We start from the raw sequence: 18,223 nt of genomic DNA, 5'->3' as shown, positions 1-18,223 counted from the left end.
CCTTACTGGCAACACGCTTGAGTTTCCTTTTGTTTGATGTGGTTTAACAATTCATCCTCCTGATCGATTTGATGTAAGATCAATTGCAATGTTGAATAATAACGCCATTGGCCTCTTCTGTCCTCACAAACCCTGCGTTTTTTAATTTTCGCAAATGCTGGCTTATTTCGAACATATCAACCAATTGACAGACACAATATTCTTGTTCAAGAAATCATTTCATCATTATAAGCCTTGTTTGATCACTAAGTGTTTTTAAACAGCGAGTCATCGCCGCAACATCAAAAGTCATATGCACTCGTCCTTCACAACTCGTTATATAAGCAACAAATGTCTATACATTCCCCTTTACGTTTCTTTATACAGCGCTCTGTTTGTCTAAACGAAAGCATGAGTCTCTCCCCGCGTTTTTTTAGCGCCTCCGCCATTATATAAACTATTATTTATATAAACAATCCCTTATATTTGGAACATCAAGGCTTTTTGATTCCTTAACACCAACCTCCTTCTGAAAACCCTTTGCATTGCTTCATTACACATTAGATTTGATTATTTTGACATTGAAGAATGCCATTTTATTTGTATGGGACCGGCTGTTTTCAATCATGATCCAGATCATGATAAAAATGAGACGATTTCAAGTTGCAGGGAGTGGTCATTCAGCCAATGCTGAATATAGACGGAGCATCCGGTCATTAAAAAAAACAGGCCTCTTTAGAGGCCTGTTTTATACTGCAAGTATTTTCCCCATTGCCATGACATCTACGAAATGGCCGTTGATTTCTCCCCGTTCTTTGAAGGCTTTCTGTACCAAATCTTTCACGTAGCTTGAACTCCTTCAAACGCATTCATCACCAAATCATGCACATAAGAGTCATTCACCTCGTCCCCTGTTATAAGCAGACGATAGAAAATCGGTCCGTATATGAGATCTATACTTACTTCAATATCAAGATTCTCTCTCAATTCACCTTTCTGAATTCCCTTTTCTAGAAGGCCTTTCGCTTGGAGGCGGCGAGGCTGGAAAAATCGTGTGCGATATTCTTCTGCCAATTTTTCATCCAACTGACCTGCACCTATTAATTCCTTAATAACGGTTCCTTCCCTGCTTGTCAAAAACCTTGCTAAATTCGTGGCGTGGGTTACTATATCATGTACTGACGACCCTGTATCAGGCACAGGCAGCCTGTCCGTCGCGGTCGAAAGAAAGCTGTCCATGATAACGGCAGCCTTGTTAGACCACCATTTATAAATCGTTGCTTTACTCACTTTCGCACGCTCGGCAATTTTATCGACTGTCACCGCATCGAAGCCTTTTTCCAGCAATAGGTCATAGGCTGCAGAGAGAATCGCCTTATGCGTTCCTTCATCACGCGGCCGCCCTCGTTTACTCTGCACATGAATCATTCCTTCCCAAAATATAAACGATACGTTCAGTATACTTAACCTTTATAAAAAAAGAAAACAGAAGCCTATTTACAAAACTGAACGTTTAGCATATTATTTTTCTTAATCAACAAAACTGAACGTTCAGTTTAGAAAATAACATGATAGAAGTCATGATTACACTCAAAAACCACTTAAAAAGGAGTTCATTCTTATGGCTAATGGAAACAAACAAGCAGGTCAGAAGATCTCGCCCAGTTTAACCCTTCTTCTCGCAACGGCATGCGGTATCATTGTTGCTAATCTTTACTATGCACAACCCTTGGTCGGATTAATTAGTAAGGCAATTGGACTTTCTCCAAGCAGTGCTGGATTGATTGTCACACTAACCCAAATCGGATACGTTGCCGGCTTACTATTTCTTGTCCCTTTAGGAGATATTATCGAAAACAAAAAACTTGTCGTTGCATCGCTCCTGCTAAGCGCAGCGGCTTTGACACTAACAGCATTTGTGAAGCATGGAGCACTGTTTTTAGCAGCTTCATTTTTCATCGGATTGGGGTCAATCGCAGCCCAGGTGCTTGTTCCATTTGCATCATACCTTGCATCAGACGCTGCACGAGGCCGGGTTGTTGGCAATGTCATGAGCGGCTTATTACTCGGTATTATGCTTTCTCGGCCGATATCCAGTCTAGTCGCTGATATTTGGGGGTGGAATGCAATATTTGCTTTGTCCGCCGTGGTAAGTGTTGCCCTGGCCATCGTATTATCAAAAGTGCTTCCTGCCAGAAAACCAACAGCCAATACAAACTATACGGCATTACTCGGTTCAATGTGGAAGCTGCTGCGCACGACTCCAGTCTTACGCCGCCGTGCCATCTATCATGGATTTGTATTTGGAGCTTTCAGCTTGTTTTGGACGACTGTTCCTTTATTATTGTCCGGTCCTGCTTTTCATTTTTCTCAGAAGGCAATAGCACTCTACGCATTGGTAGGTATTGCGGGTGCAGTCGCTGCACCAATAGGCGGCCGTCTGGCTGATCGCGGCTTGACCCGGATTGCCACTGGAATCGCTCTCGGTGTTGTCATTGTCTCTTTATTACTGCCGCTCCTGATTCAGAGCAGCTCCCCCGTCGGCATAACAGTTCTAGTGGCTGCCGCTATTCTGTTAGATATGGGCGTATCTGCAAACCTTGTGCTCAGTCAACGTGCCATTTTTTCGTTGGCGCCTGAAATTCGCAGTCGATTAAACGGATTATTCATGGCAATCTTCTTTCTAGGCGGTGCTATAGGGTCATCTATTGGAGGATGGGCATATGCCTCAGGCGGGTGGAGTACAGCATTATGGATTGGTATCGCTTTTCCGGTCATCGCTTCGCTTTATTTCGCCACAGAGAAATAATCTTTCACCAAAATGGCTTATTTTTGGCAGAAAAAATACCAAGGGTTTTGACACCCTTGGTATTTCTATAATTCAGACCTTTACGGTTACACCCTCAAGCCCTCAAAAAGTGTTTTTGATTATATTTATCGGCGGCATGTCAGTTACCGCTTTTTTCTAATGATGATTGAGATTTCTAAAATTGCTGCCCTTCACTTCAGCTACATCATACACGGTAACAAAGGCAGTTTTATCAATATCATTAATAATTTCCTTTAGTTTGGTCTCTTCTAAGCGGTTGATGACACATGTGATTTCTTTAAATTTCTCGTGGGAAAAACCCCCGTAAGCTTCTTTATATGTGGCGCTTCGGCCTAATTGTTCACGTATTGTCTCTACCATTAATGCGGGTTCTGTTGTAATGATTTGGAAGGTTTTGGACCCGCTTAAACCTTCCTCAACAACATGAATCACTTTGGATGCAATGTAGTAAGCAATGACTGAAAGCAACGCCCCTTGTAAGCCAAATACTGTGGAAACAAAAATAAACACAAAAAGGTTTAAGAATAGGATGAGATCGCTCGTTCCAAACGGCAGTTTTCGGGATAGCAACACAGCAAGCATGTCAATGCCATCTAATGCGCCGCCATTACGCAGCGCCAGCCCCATTCCGAATCCAAGGATAATCCCGCCGACAACGGTAATTAACAGGGTATCTCCTTCTATGATAGCGGGTGTGTGGTGGAAAAAGCTTGTCCCCGCGGCAAGCGATATGATTCCGATAATTGATAATAATGCAAAGCTTTTCCCAATTTGCTTATATCCTAACCAGACAAATGGAATATTGATAACCGCAATCAAAATCCCCAGCGGCAAGTTGAAGAGCTGTGAACCAACGATGCTAAGACCCGTCACCCCTCCATCGGATACACTGTTTGGAATGAGTACTGTTTCTAGTCCATATGCCGCTATGATTCCTCCAATGATAACCATGATGATTTGGAAAATCATTTTCGCTTTAAATTTCTTATGTTTTTTGGGTGTATTCATACCATTCCTCATTTCTCTTATATTTCGTTATATTTAAATATACCATAATAGTTATTTTCAGCTAAAAACATGCGTTTTTTTAAATAAAGTAATTAACAGTAAGGTAACCCTCTTTGAATGAGAACATTCATGTACGCGGCCGAGAGAACTTGCCCCCTCAGATTTACCCGCCAGGCCCTTCAAACCTCAACACCGAAAATCCTGGTTTATTCTGATATGATACTTAAAAAAGGAGGGTTAATGACAATGAATAATCTTTGCCGCAGTAAACAAGCCCCGTTTGAATACACCTTATCTCTTATAGGGGGAAAATGGAAAATGAGAATTCTCTATGAGTTAGGATGTGAAAAAACGATGAGATACGGCGAGCTGAAAAGGGCTATGCCCTCCATTACCCATAAAATGTTAAGCGCACAGCTTAAAGAGTTGCAAACTGACGGCCTTATTCATCGGTCTGAGGTTTCTCAAACACCTCTGAAGGTAGAGTATTCGTTATCTGACAGAGGGCTGTCTTTGTATCCCCTTATAGATGAAATGTGTAAGTGGGGAATGGCACAAGGAATGCCTCATACGTAAAAGCTACTTACAAAAAAGTGCGTACTTGTTTCCCAATGAGAGGAATTTTATACTGAATGAAAATATTTCTTAGGAGGAAAAAATGACAAAACAAGTCTATATCATTCATGGCTACAGAGCCTCCTCAACAAATCATTGGTTCCCTTGGCTGAAAAAACGTCTGCTCGCGGATGGGGTCCAAGCAGACATTTTAAACATGCCTAATCCGCTCCAGCCAAAACTTGAGGATTGGCTGGATACACTCTCTTTATATCAGCACACTTTACACGAAAATACGTATTTGGTTGCGCACAGCTTAGGGTGCCCCGCCATTTTGAGATTTTTAGAACATATTCAATTACGAAAACAGCTTGGCGGAATCATCCTTGTTTCCGGCTTTGCTAAATCGTTGCCCACTTTACAGATGCTAGATGAATTTACACAGGGATCGTTTGATCATCAAAAAATCATCGAGTCCGCGAAGCACCGTGCTGTCATTGCTTCTAAGGACGACCAAATTGTGCCTTTTTCATTCAGCAAGGATCTGGCACAACACATTGACGCTGCGTTATATGAAGTTCAGCACGGAGGTCATTTTCTAGAAGATGAGGGATTTACTTCTTTGCCTATTGTTTATGATGTTTTAACCTCTTATTTTTCAAAAGAAACTTGCTAAAATCTTTCGCCTGCTTTAGGAAAGCGGGCTTTCTGAGTTATCGTTTTATCAATACGGATAATTCACCTTCAAATACTTTTTCTTCTTTTTGATTATAAGTAGATAACAATACAGTGAGTATTCCCAATTCATTTCTCTTTGGCTGCTTATCAATAACTTCAACAATTGTAAACAATTCATCATCCGGATATACGGGTTTTATGAATGTCATATGATTCATCTCTGTTCCGGCTATAATATCGTCTCCATAGAAGCCTTCTTCAATCCAAAGTTTAAAAGATATGGCCAGTGTTTGTATGCCCGAAGCGATAATTCCATTAAATCTGCCTTTATTCGCTTTTTCTTCATCTACATGCATATACTGAGGGTCAAATTCACCCGCAAACCGCATAATATCATCTTTTGTTACTTTTAATGATTTCGTTTTGAAAATCTGGCCAATTGTAAACTCATCTAACTTCATTCTTACACCTCTATTTTTTCATTATCTATGTTTAGTTTAGCACTGTGATGAGCAAATCAAAAACTCTGGTTTTCGTTTAAGAGAATGGAATGACGCAAGGCTTATCATAGACTGGAAACTGAACAGCTCTCAACACTTAATCGTCACTTGGGTTTTTCGCAAAACTGAAAGCTCCCTCATATCTCCCAAGCGGCTTTGAGTTTTTTTATGCCTTCTCTTATGTCTGATTCAGACACCCCTGCAAATCCAAGTGAGATCCTTTTTACAGGAGGATGATGTTGATAAGAAGGAGAAACAGGATAAACTTTTACGCCATGTTTTTTCGCCTTCTCAATTAACTCTTTTTCACCAAATGGCAAATAAACGTCAAGTAAGATACGAAGTCCAGAGTTTTCTCCGCGAATCCTAACATGCTCTCCTAACTCCCTTTGCACTGCCTCTAATACAATGGCTCTTTTTTTACGGTAAAGTTTTCTCATTCTGTTGATGTGTTTCTGCCACTCTCCATTTTTTATAAATTCAGCTAGCGTTAACTGACTGTGGCAGGACACTGTCTGCTTATATAAGGACGTGATTTCATGGCCTTTTTTTAAAAGAGGCAAAGGAAGAATCATATAACTGATACGCAGCGAGGGCAAAAGAGACTTAGAAAAAGTGCCCATATAAATGACGCGGTTATGCTGATCAAGCCCCTGCAGAGAAGGAACCGGCTGTCCTGTGTACCTAAATTCCCCGTCATAGTCATCCTCTATGATAAAGGATTGATTTTCAGCCGCCCATTTGAGGAGCTGAATTCTTCTATTGATCGTCATGATTGTTCCCAGCGTAAATTGATGGGAAGGTGTGACATATACAAGATTTGGCTGCTGTTCTTTGATCTTCTTTATACAGATTCCTTCATCATCGACTGGTATTGGAACAATCTTCATGCGATTGGCTTCAAAAATCTTGCGTGCTCTTGGATAACCAGGGTCCTCATATCCTATAGAAATATTCGGCTCAAAAACTTGGCACAAGATTTGCAGAAGAATAGGGTTCCCGGCACCTATAATCACTTGTTCAGGGGCACAATGAACTCCCCGAGATTGATACAAGTACTCTGCAATGAGTGTTCTCAACTCAAACTCTCCTAACACATGTCCCGGCCGATAAAGCTCGTGTCCATATCGGTCCAAACTATTGACCATGCTTTTTCTCCATGCGGAAAAAGGGAAGTAAGAAGAATCTACATTTCCATAGTGGAAATCAATCCATTGTTTGCTTTCTTCTGTTTCTTGTTGAATGGGTGCTGTGCTTGGCATTCTGCCATAGGCAAAATCAGGATTATGATAATCAGCAAACCACCCGCTTCTTGGCTTGCTCACTATATAACCCTCAGCAGCAAGCTGTTCATAGGCACGTTCTACAGTCGTTTGACTGATGGAAAGCTGATTCGCCAGGAGCCTTTTTGAAGGAAGCTTCATTCCTTTTTGAATACGGCCCTGATGCATATTTTCTTTAAAATACCGATAAAGCTGCTGATAAAGCGGACTATCCAGGTTTCTATTCAAAAAAGGCGTGATATCCATTTGCACGTTGTTCTCCTAACTGGTATGCATTTTTTTATGAAAACTGGCCGTTTAAAAAAGGCCAATTCCAGTTTATAGTCATTGTAATCCTTAGCTACCGGCTTTGTTAAGAAAATACAGACAATGAACAAGAAACATATGTGGAGTGATTATAATGAACAAAACAACAAATGGCTGGATAAATGGTTTTATAGGCGTACTCATTTTCAGCGGCTCGCTGCCTGCGACCCGTATGGCTGTGTTAGACTTCGATCCGTTATTTCTCACCGTTTGCCGTGCTGCGATAGCTGGTGTACTGGCGGGAGGTCTCCTTCTCATCTTCCGGCAGCAGCATCCTGCCAAAAGAGACCTCATTTCATTGTTAGTGGTCGCGTTCGGCGTAGTGATTGGTTTCCCGTTGCTGACAGCTTTAGCGCTTCAGCATGTCACATCCGCACACGCCATTGTCTTCATTGGACTCCTTCCACTCGCAACGGCGGTTTTCGGCGTACTGCGCGGGGGTGAACGCCCTCGGCCCGTCTTCTGGATTTTCTCAGCTGCCGGCAGCTTGCTGGTAGCAGGTTTCGCCCTGATTCAAGGGGGAGGTTCATCTCCGCTAGGCGATGTGTACATGCTGGCTTCCATCGTTGTATGCGGTCTTGGTTATGCAGAAGGGGCCAAGCTTTCACGGCGTCTTGGGAATTGGCAGGTGATCTCATGGGCACTCGTCCTGTCGCTTCCTCTTATGCTGCCATTGTCGTTCTTTTTTACACCGGACTCCTGGTCGGGCATCGGCGTTCCCGCGCTGCTCAGTCTTGCATATGTATCCTTATTCAGCATGCTGATCGGCTTCGTGTTCTGGTATCGAGGTCTTGCCCAAGGGGGGATTGCGGCGGTTGGGCAGCTCCAGCTTCTCCAGCCTTTTTTTGGATTGCTGCTTGCCTCAGTGATTCTGCACGAGAAAGTGGGCTGGACACTCGTAGCAGTAAATATCGCCGTTATCATGTGCGTTGCAGCTGCTCGGCGATTTGCAAAGTAAGGCCTTTAGCGTAAACCTCAATAATACATGAAGGCATAAAAATACCAGGGGCCAGCAACCCTTGGTATTTTGTATGCGGTCGAGGCGGATAAGGCATATCGTATTTGTTTTGCATTTATATCCCACTCTACATTCAAAACCTGAAGAAAAAGGGGCAAAACTTCTTAAGAATTCTTAAGTTTTGGCGATGCTATTTAAGATTGTTTCCTCTTCTTAAACCGTTTTCAATAACATCCTATCTATTCCATGGTAATATTTAGATACATCAATTTATATAGGAAGCTGGCCTGAGTTAATGGAGAGGAATGAAAGAATGAAGAAACACAGAAAGATTTGTTATTGCAATACTGCCCTGCTGCTCATGATTTTACTTGCTGGATGTACGGACAGTAAGGATGAAGAAGCACATCAACCTTCAAATCAAGCTTCTGCTGTACAATCTGACGAAAAACACACTGAGACTGAAGACAGCACCAAAATACGCAAGGATGAATCCGAGCTAAAAACAGGATCAGAAGAACCCGCAACAAAAGCTTCAAATGAGACCACTTCAGAAGAAGAGAAAAGCAAAGAAGACAATGTATTGGCAGCATACTCTTCTGAGAAAATCGAATATGCCAGAGTTTGGCTTCAACTTGGACCCAATCAAGAGATAGATGAATTAAATGTTCGGCATATTTCAGCTGGTGAGCCAATTAACCCTAATGATGATACAAGTGCCAGCTATCCAGAAGATGTGACCCAGTTAGCAGGTTCTCGTTTAGTGGATGGATCAGTCACTTATCATGGTAATGGGGATGGCACGATTTATGTATACAATGTGCCTTTACGCTGGGATTCCGCTGATAATCTCGAAAAAGGCGTCATGCGGGAAGTGACTGAGAGTATCATAAAAAACACAAAAAAAGTGTACGTTGATACAGGCGATGATGAAAAAATCAAGCGGCTCATTACTATCATGATGATTCATTAAACAGTTTACGTTTGCCTGCACCTGACTAATTCATAATAGGCAGATAAGAAAAAACAAGCATCTTACTATGCTTGTTTTTCTTCTATAGAAACTATCCTATTAAGCTGCGTTTGCCTATATAGGCACTGTTTATCGTCGTTCGAATAGATCATTCCTAATCCTTTAATCCCTTTCCATCGAGAATTTTTTGCACATATTTTTCAACTCTTGATTCTCGGGTTTTGGATTGTTTGGCTTGAGAAAAATAAAGAGTGTATGCTCTTTGCCGTCCCGGGGTCAATGCTTCAAAAGCAGTTTTCAATTCAGGGATTTCATCGAATTTATTTTGAAGTTCTTCAGGAATGCTCAATTCAATATTGTTGTTAACTTCCACCTTCAAACCCGCTTTTTCAACTTCAATGGCTTCTTGAATATAGGCTTTCAAAATGGTTTTCATCTCATTTATTTCCTGAACATTGGTAAACCGAATCTGGCGCGCCGCCTGTACATTCTCCGTTTGTCGAATGAGAATTCCGTGGGCATCCTGTAATAAGGCACCTTTGTGAAACAGAAGCGCACAATATTCTTTAAAACCGTGTATTAAAACGACATTTTTATTATTGTATGTGTAACAAGGATGCATCCACTTAAAATCTTCAGTAAGCTCACAGTCAAGAATGATGGCTCTCAACTTCTCAAATTCTTCCTTCCACTTTTTCGCTTTATTTAAAAAATCATCAACCTTCGGATTCGTTCTGCTATTTGTCATGAAGGAATTCCCCACTTTCCGGGTATTTTTAATTAAGGCTAATTGGTTCCTCGTCTTCTATATGTTCCTGGTCTTATTATGTAATAGATTAAGCTGAAAGTGGAGATGATGCAACAACATAAAAAGAGAAGGCCCACATAGCCTTCTCACCTTGTTTTGTTCCCAATACATAAAGTCACTGCAACACTAGCTATACTGACTAAAGTGCCTGCAATAGAAACCATAATTGTCCAAAAACCATTGGGAATAAGAAATCCAATTGGAATGAGCCCCAGAAAAGTGAAAACGATAAAACATTGGTATACCCCTGATATGATTCTTACAACCCCGTTATCGAAAAAAGACATGGCTAATGGCGGGATAAATAAAAATACAACGATCCCAATTGAGATCAATAAGATAATAGGCTGCTCAAATGAAACGACGTGATCTCCAGGGGAATCTTTGGCAGCCACTAAAACCGCAACGATGGACATCATTAATGTAACAAAAACAAGAGAAATTCTTTTTAACAACGTTATGACTCCTTCACCTAAAGCGAGTATTCCGGCCTTTTTTTAACGCCGATTACCATTTTATGTTACCTAATGAAAGGTATGCATTCATATGTCACAGCGATAAGTCATATTTAGCAAAATGGCTTATTTAACTAGATTTAAAGAAAAAACTCATATTTGGTTAGAATATTAAACGACTCACAAACCTTTATCTAACAATATAACAAATTAATGGAATCTAAACAATCCTACACCTTAGCCGCCCTAGACCATACCACTACTGGAATAAGTAATAAGGACAAAATCCCTCCAGTAAGTGATAATGCTAGGAAACTTGAACCTGCCACAATCATTCCAGATAATGCTCCGCCAGCAGCTCCTGACAAGGCAATCAGAACATCCACTGTCCCCTGCGTTTTAGCTCGTGTGGCAGTATCAGTTGAATCTACAATAAGGGCAGTCCCGCTTATCAAGCCAAAATTCCACCCTAATCCAAGTAAAGAAAGAGCAATGATAAGAAAAACCATAGAATCACCTGGAGCAAATGCTGCTATTACACCTGACAGAAGAAGTGTCGTTCCAGAAGCAATCGCCATCGCAGTACGTCCCAGCTTATCAACAAGGGCACCTGTAACCAGTGAAGGGAGATACATAGCACCTATATGAAAACCAATAACAAGACCGACAGCACCCAAGCTATGCCCATGATGACTCATATGAACCGGTGTCATTGTCATAATAGCTACCATTACAATTTGAGTAAGAATCATAACCGTTGCCCCAACGATGATGCCTTTTTTGTTTTCTGTATGCTCAGCAGCCGCCACATGTCGTTTATCACCAGGCTCTACATTTGCGGCTTCTATTGTTCTTGCTATAACTAAAGGATCTGGACGAAGCATGATGAAAAGGACTGCACCTGCTAACATATATGCTGCTGCGGCTAAAATGAACGGACCAGCAAGTGAAGGAACACCAATAGAAAGAGCAAAATCACCCATCACATTCACTAAGCTTGGACCTGCCACTGCACCAAATGTAGTAAAAACCATTGTCATACTAACAGCTGTCGCTCGCTGCTTATGATTTGCTAAGTCTGTGCCTGCATAACGGGCTTGTAAATTTGTGGCTGTTCCTGCACCATAAATAAGCAATGAAGCAAATAACAAGAAAATACTATTTAAAATTGCTGCCATCAACACTCCTATTGCTCCAAGTCCGCCAATCATAAAGCCAGCTGAAAGACCTGTGCGACGGCCGTAACGTTGAGAAAGCCTACCAACAATGAATGCGGATCCTGCTGACCCTAAAGTAAATAAAGCAGAAGGCAGACCCGCAAACGCATCGGTGCCTAGCATTTGCTGTGCAATAAGCGCACCGACAGTCACCCCTGCCGCCAGCCCTGCACCGCCAAAAATTTGTGAGATACTCACAACGAATAATGTACGCTTGTATAACGATTTTTGTTTTTCTGGGGAATTGATGTAGCTTTGTAACGAAGCTGTATGGACGTCTATTGCTTTTACGCTGTCCTTGTCTGCCATATTCTGACCTTCCTTTCTAAAAGCCTAAATTTGTATAAACCTTCCTCTAGATGTGGATCATCATAACATGCACAAAAAAGCCATACAATGTCATAATTGTATGGCAAACAATATTAGGTAAGGCCGTCTAGTAAACGTTTTAAGATCATTAATCCTTGCTCAAGCTCTTCAAGTGTTTTCGGTGCACAGACAGAAACCCTTACAGCTCTTTCAGGACAACTATTTCCCACTACAAAGCGTTCAGCCGCATACACTTGCACGCCATGTCGCGCAGCCAACTCTTCAAATTCGGCACCAGTCATTTTACCCGGTAACAACAACCAACGAAAAATGCCTGTTTCAATGCCTAAACATGTATATCCCGCAACATATCGGTTTACGAGTTGATTTCTGCGAATGGTTTGTTCACGATGACGCTCAATTAAGACTTCAAATTGATTTGATACAATCGTGCGAGCAGTAAGTTCAGCTAATAGCGGAGAAACGGTTATATTTAAATTATAAAGCGCCTTTGATATTGGCTCCTTATATTGTCTCGGCACTGCTACATAAGCCAAACGCAGACCTGGCGCTAACGATTTTGATAAACTTGCAATATGAATAACCTGTTGCGGTGCGAATGAAGCGAGTGCCGGAAGCGGATGTTTGTTGAGAAGATGGTACGATGCATCTTCCATAACAAACAGATTATATTTCCTTGCAATGTCTGCAACCATTCTTCGATTCTCAACAGACATAAAGGAAGTCGTCGGATTATGATAATCCGGGATTAAATACAAACCTTTAATATTTTCATTTTTACACGCATATTCAAGTGACTCCGGACTCATTTCATCGTTTTCTGATTTTATCGGTACGATTTGCACACTAAGCAATGATGCAACAGTTTTTAAGCCAGGGTACGTATGATGGTCAACACCGATGCGATCTCCAGGCTTACAAAGACTCGCCAATGTTGCAGCAATCGCATTCTGCCCCCCATTTGCAAATAAAATGTGATCAACAGTTGTTTCAAACCCGCCTCTTTGGATGAGCTTTACAGCTGCATCCTTTTGCCAAAGGCTTTCGCCTGCCCGGCCGTAGCTAAACCATTTTTCATAATCCTCCTCCTGAACCATGTTTTTCAGCTGGTGTAACAAGGGCTCATATGAAGCGTGATCTGGAAGTATTGCTCCCATTTCAATTAAATGTGTCGGCTTTGTATCCTCAAGTAAATACGCATTCGATAACGCATCATACGATACAAATGTGCCGCTCCCTACAGTCGCACTCAGCAGCCCCTTTAACTCACACACTTTAAACGCTTTGGAAATCGTACTCACATTTAAATCTAAATAATCGGCCAATTCTCGCTGCGGAGGAAGTTTTGTTCCAGGTAATAATACTCCGTTTATAATATCCTGTTCCAATTGCCCTGCAATTGCTTTATAAATAGGCTTTTCAGCTTTATCAATCGATGGCTTCCAACTCATCGGATAGTTTTCAAAAGAATTGATAGGCATGATTCGCATCCTTTTTCCCTCAATTATAGGAATGTGCTGCTTATAAGACAATTATAACTTTCTTTTATTGATGCCTTTTGTGAACAGCATGCTTCAATAAAACCTGTACAAATACAAGTGAATCACTTACTTTATTTCATATAAGTCATCCTGCAAAACTGTGCACAGAATGTCGGATAGATACATTTCACTCCTGTTATTCTTTGGTTAAAGGAGGCCAAATAAATGGATTTGCTTAAAAGTATGAACAGGGCATTACAGTATATTGAAGAAAACCTCACTCATGATATTGATTTTAAAGAAGCAGCAAAGCTTGCTTTCTGCTCTGAATATCATTTTAAAAGGATGTTTTCCTTCCTTGCAGGTATTTCATTATCGGAATATATTCGTCGCAGACGACTTACTCTTGCAGCTTTTGAACTGAAAGACAGCCATGCAAAAGTGATTGATATCGCAATCAAGTACGGTTATAACTCACCAGATTCTTTTACACGGGCATTCCAAAACTTACATGGCGTAAACCCATCAAAAGCCAGGCTTAATGGCCATTCCCTTAAAGCTTATCCAAAAATGACCTTCCAATTATCAATCAAAGGAGGAAGTGAAATGAACTATCGCATTGAAGAAAAAGAGGCATTTCGCATTGTTGGGATTACAAAAAGAGTTCCTATTATTTTCAAAGGGATTCATCCGGAAATTGCAGCTATGTGGGAAAGTTTAGATGAAGAAGCAATAAGTGAACTAAAAGCGATTTCTAATGTAGCACCATTAGGGCTCATTAGCGCATCCACAAATTTTTCTGAAGGTCGGGCAGAGGAAAAAGGAGAACTTGATCATTATATTGGTGCAGCTACAACAAAGCAGTGTCCAAATCACCTCTCACAGCTAGAAGTTCCTGCCTCAACATGGGCGGTATTCGAAGCTATCGGATCATTTCCGGATACACTGCAAGAAGTGTGGGGACGCATTTATTCCGAATGGTTTCCATCGTCAAATTACGAACAAATAGAAGGCCCGGAAATACTGTGGAATGAGCATAAGGATGTAACATCACCATCATTTAAAAGTGAAATTTGGATACCAATTGCAAAAAAGTAATACTATTTTCGATCAGGGAAGAGGCATTGAAGGTTCTTGAAGAAATCATACCAAGGGCGGCAATCCCCTTGGTATCCCTGATGCAGCCGAGAGGGCTCAAACTCCACCAGTGTTTTTCATTGCTGGACCGTTCAAGCCCTTATATATCCCGATTTGCATGATTCCTAATCTTTCATATCGACTTTTTACTCTGCATAGAAGTCTCTTTATTTAAAGCCAATATTAAAGTTATCCCAATAATACAGAAAGCACCGACCCATTGAAAAGAACCAAATGGCGCTTTTAACCAAACGACAGTTGTTACAACTGCTGATAGAGGCTCTAGACTGCCAAGCAGGCTTGTTTCTTTGGGAGAAAGGCTTTCCAAGCTTTTTATGAAGAACCAAAACGCAATCATTGTTCCAAATAATATCACGAATAAGATATATGCATACGCCTCAACGGGTAAACGCTGAAAATCCAGCTGCCATGGCGGGTGGATAAAGCTCAATGCAAAACCGCCGATTATCATTGCCCACCCCACTACAACAAGAGAATCAAATTTATGTAATAAACCAACGGCATATAAAGTATAAAAAGCTGCCGCGAACCCTGATAAAACTCCCCATACTACTGCAGCTGCCGGCACTGAAAGTTGAGACGTTGACCCATTTGTTAACAAAAAGAAGCAACCCGCTAAAGCAAGTACAACAGTAATGCTATCTTGTTTAGTAAGAACAGTTTGTTTTCGCACAAGCGAGTAGATAATAATGATTACTGGGGATAAATATTGCAATAATGTAGCAACGGCAGCATTCCCGTGTTGAATGGATGCCATATATGTGTACTGCACAGCAAGCATTCCCAATAAGCCGAAAATAAGAAGCTGACCAGCTGACGCTTTGTTTTTCCAAACCCCAATAACCTGAGACCGGTCCTTTCTGAACAATTGAAGCATTAAAAGTAGCATTCCAGCCGTAAGCAAACGTGTCGTTACAAGCCAATTGACATCAATTTGATAGTCTTGAAAAAGTTTTTTAGCTACCGTGCCTCCAATTCCCCAACATGTAGCCCCTGTTATAACATAGAACAATCCCATTCCTCTTTTGGAAGTATTCATACATGACTCCTCACTAATAAATATAATAATAGTGTTATGATAAATGCATACCTTTATAAAAAATACTCAAATATAATAAAAAAATATAAATATATTGAGGTGGGGATGTCCAAATGAAGAATTTTGTGATCGATCAAAATTTAAAAGAATTAACAGAGCACCGGACGGTAGAATTACCGGTTGCCTGTTACGAGACAAGGATCAATCAAAATATAAATGGCTATATTCCGCTTCATTGGCATGATGAAATTCAATTTGTTTTGATACTAAAAGGGATAGCTGTCTTTCAAATAAATGAAGAAAAAATAGTGGTTAAAGAAGGGGATGGATTATTTATCAATAGTGGCTGCCTGCACATGGCAGAAGAAAAGGATGGCTCGGATTGTACGTATATTTGCTTAAATGTGTCACCCCATTTCGTTTTATCTCAAGAACTTTATTCAAGCTATGTTCAGCCCTATATGTTTTCAACCAATTTATCCTATTTATATTTGGACGGAAATCAACATTGGGCAAAAAACATTCTTGAAGCTGTAAAAAAAATAAATCAATTGATTCAACAAAAGACATCACTTTATGAGATTGACATTACCATGCAATTAACGTTAATGTGGAAAAACCTGGTCATTAATGGCTTTCAATTGGAGTACGATCAATCTGAAATGATAAAAAGCCATCGAATGAAACAAATGTTAAATTGGATCCATCTCCATTATGCTGAAAAAATTACATTAGAGGATATCGCAAAAGCTGGCCAACTGAGCCGTTCTGAATGCTGCCGTTATTTTAAACGAATGCTGAATCAAACGCCATTACGTTATGTAATGGATTATCGAATTCAAAAAAGCTTATTATTACTCCAGCACCCTGACTCCAATGTGACAGAAGTGTCTTATCAAGTTGGATTTAACAGTACCAGTTATTTCATAAGTAAATTTCAACAAGCGGTGAAAATGACACCATTAACATACAAAAAAATTCATACGAAGCATTAATTTATAAAGTTTAGAAATGGGGTTCCTGTTAATGGTACCCTTTAAAGTGTTTACGGTTTTAAAAACGGCATTGTATAATGAGAAACAACTTAAAAATCGAGGTGATATCAACATGTTTTTAGCTCCACTATTTGAAAATGATGTTCCAGTAGCACTTCTCCGCCCTTAATGGAGTAAAGTGACTACTTCTCTCCGTTAGGGCATGTAATGACCTAATTTTAAATACGGAGGGAACAAAAAAATGAAAAATACCTTGTTAGGTTCTATATATTTAGCTTTAGCCGCTAGTATCTGGGGTGGCATGTATGTTGTGGTTAAGGTTGTTGTCGCAGTGATTCCGCCTTTTGAATTGGTTTGGATGAGGTACGTCATCGCCATCCTTGCACTTCTAATCATTGGTTTCATAAAGAGACAATCTTGGAAAATTCATAAACGCGACCTTTTATTAATAATTGCCATTGGAATTGTTGGCAACACGATTTCAATTGTTACACAAGAATATGGAACGATGTTGTCTTCAGCACAAATGGGAGCAATTATTACGTCTTCAACACCAGCGTTTATGGTTATATTCGCTCGTCTATTACTCAAGGAACCATTGACTATCAAAAAAGGAATCTCAATTATTTTAGCGACCATAGGTGTATTATGTATTGTGGGAAACGGACATATTGATACATCTCATCAGCTTGGCGGTATTTCTCTGCTTGTTGCAGCACTTACATGGGCACTTATGTCAGTGCTGATCAAACGCGTTCCAAGCAGTTATTCACCTATACTTGTTACAACGTATTCAACTTTTGTTGCCATTGTGGCGCTAACTCCTTTTGTAAAACCTAGCACCATGTTTACGTCACAACTGCTTGACCCTAAAATTCTAGGTGGTCTTCTGTATTTGGGAATTGTTTCAACAGCTTGTGCCTTTTTATTGTGGAATCGCGGGTTACAGCTATTAAACGCTTCAAGTGGAGGCCTCTTTTTCTTTTTTCAGCCTCTGGTTGGAACATTACTTGGGTGGCTTCTGCTGGGAGAACAAATAGGCGGGACGTTTTGGATAGGTTCGTTTTTAATTCTTAGCGGTGTTTTATTAGTGATTAAAGAGAAAGAAAAACAAGTGAATTCATAACCAAAAAAAAGCAAACTATTTTATATAGTTTGCTTTTGGTTTCTTTCCCCCTATTTCTTCAACTTTGAAGTTTTACCTCTTCTATTACCTTGTACCATCTCCTACTCGAACGTTGAGCAGGTTTTTTATTGATTATTTTACAAAGAACATAAAAAAACAGGCCCTCTATAAAGAGCCTGTTTGTATAAACGATTGAAGATTAAGCTTTTTGAACGTTAGCAGCTTGAGCTCCACGAGCACCTTGCTCAACGTCAAAAGTTACTTTTTGACCTTCGTCTAAAGATTTGAATCCGTCACTTTGGATTGCAGAAAAGTGTACGAATACGTCGTCTCCATTATCGCGTTCGATAAAGCCAAAACCTTTTTCTGCATTAAACCATTTAACTGTACCTTGTTCCATTTTTGTTGCCTCCTAGTGTGTAACCACACATTGTGTTACTATCCTTGCCCAAGTAACATCAAGACGAAAAGTCAATCTTCATACTATCCTTTACACCGAACAAAAATAATTCTTCTTTATTATATCAAGAGTCGGAAATAACTG

General features: G+C 40.4%; 18 protein-coding genes and 1 pseudogene. 8 read left to right on the top strand and 11 right to left on the bottom strand.

What is annotated here, in order from left to right:
• Window positions 1–2 precede the first annotated feature (2 nt).
• Window positions 3–292: pseudogene (locus CDO84_RS01900) on the bottom strand (ArsR/SmtB family transcription factor).
• Between the two features lie 527 nt (window positions 293–819).
• On the bottom strand, window positions 820–1,398 hold the full coding sequence (locus CDO84_RS01895) for a TetR/AcrR family transcriptional regulator (RefSeq protein ID WP_080478165.1): 579 nt from the start codon (window positions 1,396–1,398) through the stop codon (window positions 820–822).
• A 202-nt stretch (window positions 1,399–1,600) separates the two neighbouring features.
• On the opposite strand from CDO84_RS01895, the gene CDO84_RS01890 reads away from it, so the two are divergent.
• Window positions 1,601–2,788, top strand: coding sequence for an MFS transporter (locus CDO84_RS01890; protein ID WP_040084076.1), 1,188 nt, complete (start codon window positions 1,601–1,603; stop codon window positions 2,786–2,788).
• 156 nt (window positions 2,789–2,944) lie between these two features.
• Here the strand turns inward: CDO84_RS01890 and CDO84_RS01885 are convergent, their stop codons facing one another.
• Window positions 2,945–3,817, bottom strand: coding sequence for a YitT family protein (locus tag CDO84_RS01885; RefSeq protein ID WP_014662926.1), 873 nt, complete (start codon window positions 3,815–3,817; stop codon window positions 2,945–2,947).
• A 246-nt stretch (window positions 3,818–4,063) separates the two neighbouring features.
• Between CDO84_RS01885 and CDO84_RS01880 the strand changes: the two genes are divergently transcribed.
• Entirely contained in the window at window positions 4,064–4,393 is a 330-nt protein-coding gene (locus CDO84_RS01880; RefSeq protein WP_040084077.1) for a winged helix-turn-helix transcriptional regulator, read from the top strand.
• A gap of 82 nt (window positions 4,394–4,475) precedes the next feature.
• On the top strand, window positions 4,476–5,048 hold the full coding sequence (locus CDO84_RS01875; protein ID WP_040084078.1) for an alpha/beta hydrolase: 573 nt from the start codon (window positions 4,476–4,478) through the stop codon (window positions 5,046–5,048).
• Window positions 5,049–5,085: 37 nt separating this feature from the next.
• Here the strand turns inward: CDO84_RS01875 and CDO84_RS01870 are convergent, their stop codons facing one another.
• Both CDO84_RS01870 and pdxR read right to left on the bottom strand, forming a co-directional pair.
• Window positions 5,086–5,511: a MaoC family dehydratase gene (locus CDO84_RS01870; RefSeq protein WP_014662923.1), complete on the bottom strand. Its 426-nt coding sequence runs from the start codon at window positions 5,509–5,511 to the stop codon at window positions 5,086–5,088.
• A 176-nt stretch (window positions 5,512–5,687) separates the two neighbouring features.
• Window positions 5,688–7,079, bottom strand: coding sequence for a MocR-like pyridoxine biosynthesis transcription factor PdxR (pdxR, locus tag CDO84_RS01865; protein WP_040084079.1), 1,392 nt, complete (start codon window positions 7,077–7,079; stop codon window positions 5,688–5,690).
• 154 nt (window positions 7,080–7,233) lie between these two features.
• Here pdxR and CDO84_RS01860 point away from each other — a divergent pair, with 154 nt between their 5' ends.
• Both CDO84_RS01860 and CDO84_RS01855 read left to right on the top strand, forming a co-directional pair.
• A complete protein-coding gene (locus CDO84_RS01860) occupies window positions 7,234–8,097 on the top strand; it encodes a DMT family transporter (RefSeq protein WP_014662921.1) in 864 nt (287 codons plus the stop codon).
• 313 nt (window positions 8,098–8,410) lie between these two features.
• On the top strand, window positions 8,411–9,070 hold the full coding sequence (locus CDO84_RS01855) for a hypothetical protein (RefSeq protein WP_040084081.1): 660 nt from the start codon (window positions 8,411–8,413) through the stop codon (window positions 9,068–9,070).
• A gap of 154 nt (window positions 9,071–9,224) precedes the next feature.
• Here CDO84_RS01855 and CDO84_RS01850 read toward each other — a convergent pair whose 3' ends face one another.
• From CDO84_RS01850 to CDO84_RS01835, 4 genes are all read right to left on the bottom strand, one after another.
• The gene (locus tag CDO84_RS01850) at window positions 9,225–9,818 is read right to left on the bottom strand and encodes a YdeI/OmpD-associated family protein (RefSeq protein WP_040084082.1); all 594 of its coding nucleotides are present in this window, start codon (window positions 9,816–9,818) and stop codon (window positions 9,225–9,227) included.
• Window positions 9,819–9,964: 146 nt separating this feature from the next.
• Window positions 9,965–10,333, bottom strand: a complete 369-nt coding sequence (locus tag CDO84_RS01845) for a hypothetical protein (RefSeq protein ID WP_014662918.1) — start codon at window positions 10,331–10,333, stop codon at window positions 9,965–9,967.
• 230 nt (window positions 10,334–10,563) lie between these two features.
• Complete coding sequence (locus tag CDO84_RS01840; protein ID WP_040084083.1) at window positions 10,564–11,859, bottom strand: MFS transporter; 1,296 nt, start codon at window positions 11,857–11,859, stop codon at window positions 10,564–10,566.
• Window positions 11,860–11,972: 113 nt separating this feature from the next.
• On the bottom strand, window positions 11,973–13,361 hold the full coding sequence (locus CDO84_RS01835; protein WP_040084084.1) for an aminotransferase-like domain-containing protein: 1,389 nt from the start codon (window positions 13,359–13,361) through the stop codon (window positions 11,973–11,975).
• A gap of 225 nt (window positions 13,362–13,586) precedes the next feature.
• Here CDO84_RS01835 and CDO84_RS01830 point away from each other — a divergent pair, with 225 nt between their 5' ends.
• Complete coding sequence (locus CDO84_RS01830) at window positions 13,587–14,459, top strand: AraC family transcriptional regulator (protein ID WP_040084085.1); 873 nt, start codon at window positions 13,587–13,589, stop codon at window positions 14,457–14,459.
• Between the two features lie 172 nt (window positions 14,460–14,631).
• Here CDO84_RS01830 and CDO84_RS01825 read toward each other — a convergent pair whose 3' ends face one another.
• Window positions 14,632–15,558, bottom strand: coding sequence for a DMT family transporter (locus CDO84_RS01825; protein ID WP_040084086.1), 927 nt, complete (start codon window positions 15,556–15,558; stop codon window positions 14,632–14,634).
• A gap of 113 nt (window positions 15,559–15,671) precedes the next feature.
• On the opposite strand from CDO84_RS01825, the gene CDO84_RS01820 reads away from it, so the two are divergent.
• On the top strand, window positions 15,672–16,553 hold the full coding sequence (locus tag CDO84_RS01820) for an AraC family transcriptional regulator (RefSeq protein ID WP_040084087.1): 882 nt from the start codon (window positions 15,672–15,674) through the stop codon (window positions 16,551–16,553).
• 241 nt (window positions 16,554–16,794) lie between these two features.
• Window positions 16,795–17,679 carry a DMT family transporter gene (locus tag CDO84_RS01815; RefSeq protein WP_040084089.1) on the top strand — a complete coding sequence of 295 codons (885 nt, stop codon included), beginning with the start codon at window positions 16,795–16,797 and terminating at the stop codon, window positions 17,677–17,679.
• A 199-nt stretch (window positions 17,680–17,878) separates the two neighbouring features.
• On the opposite strand, the gene cspC is transcribed toward CDO84_RS01815, so the two are convergent.
• The gene (cspC, locus tag CDO84_RS01810; protein ID WP_014662910.1) at window positions 17,879–18,079 is read right to left on the bottom strand and encodes a cold shock protein CspC; all 201 of its coding nucleotides are present in this window, start codon (window positions 18,077–18,079) and stop codon (window positions 17,879–17,881) included.
• Window positions 18,080–18,223 lie beyond the last annotated feature (144 nt).

The organism is Bacillus sp. MD-5 (assembly GCF_002201875.1).
GTDB lineage: Bacteria > Bacillota > Bacilli > Bacillales > Bacillaceae > Bacillus > Bacillus stercoris.
The sequence above is the reverse complement of the archived record's forward strand: the minus strand, read 5'-3'. Positions and strand labels throughout refer to the sequence as shown.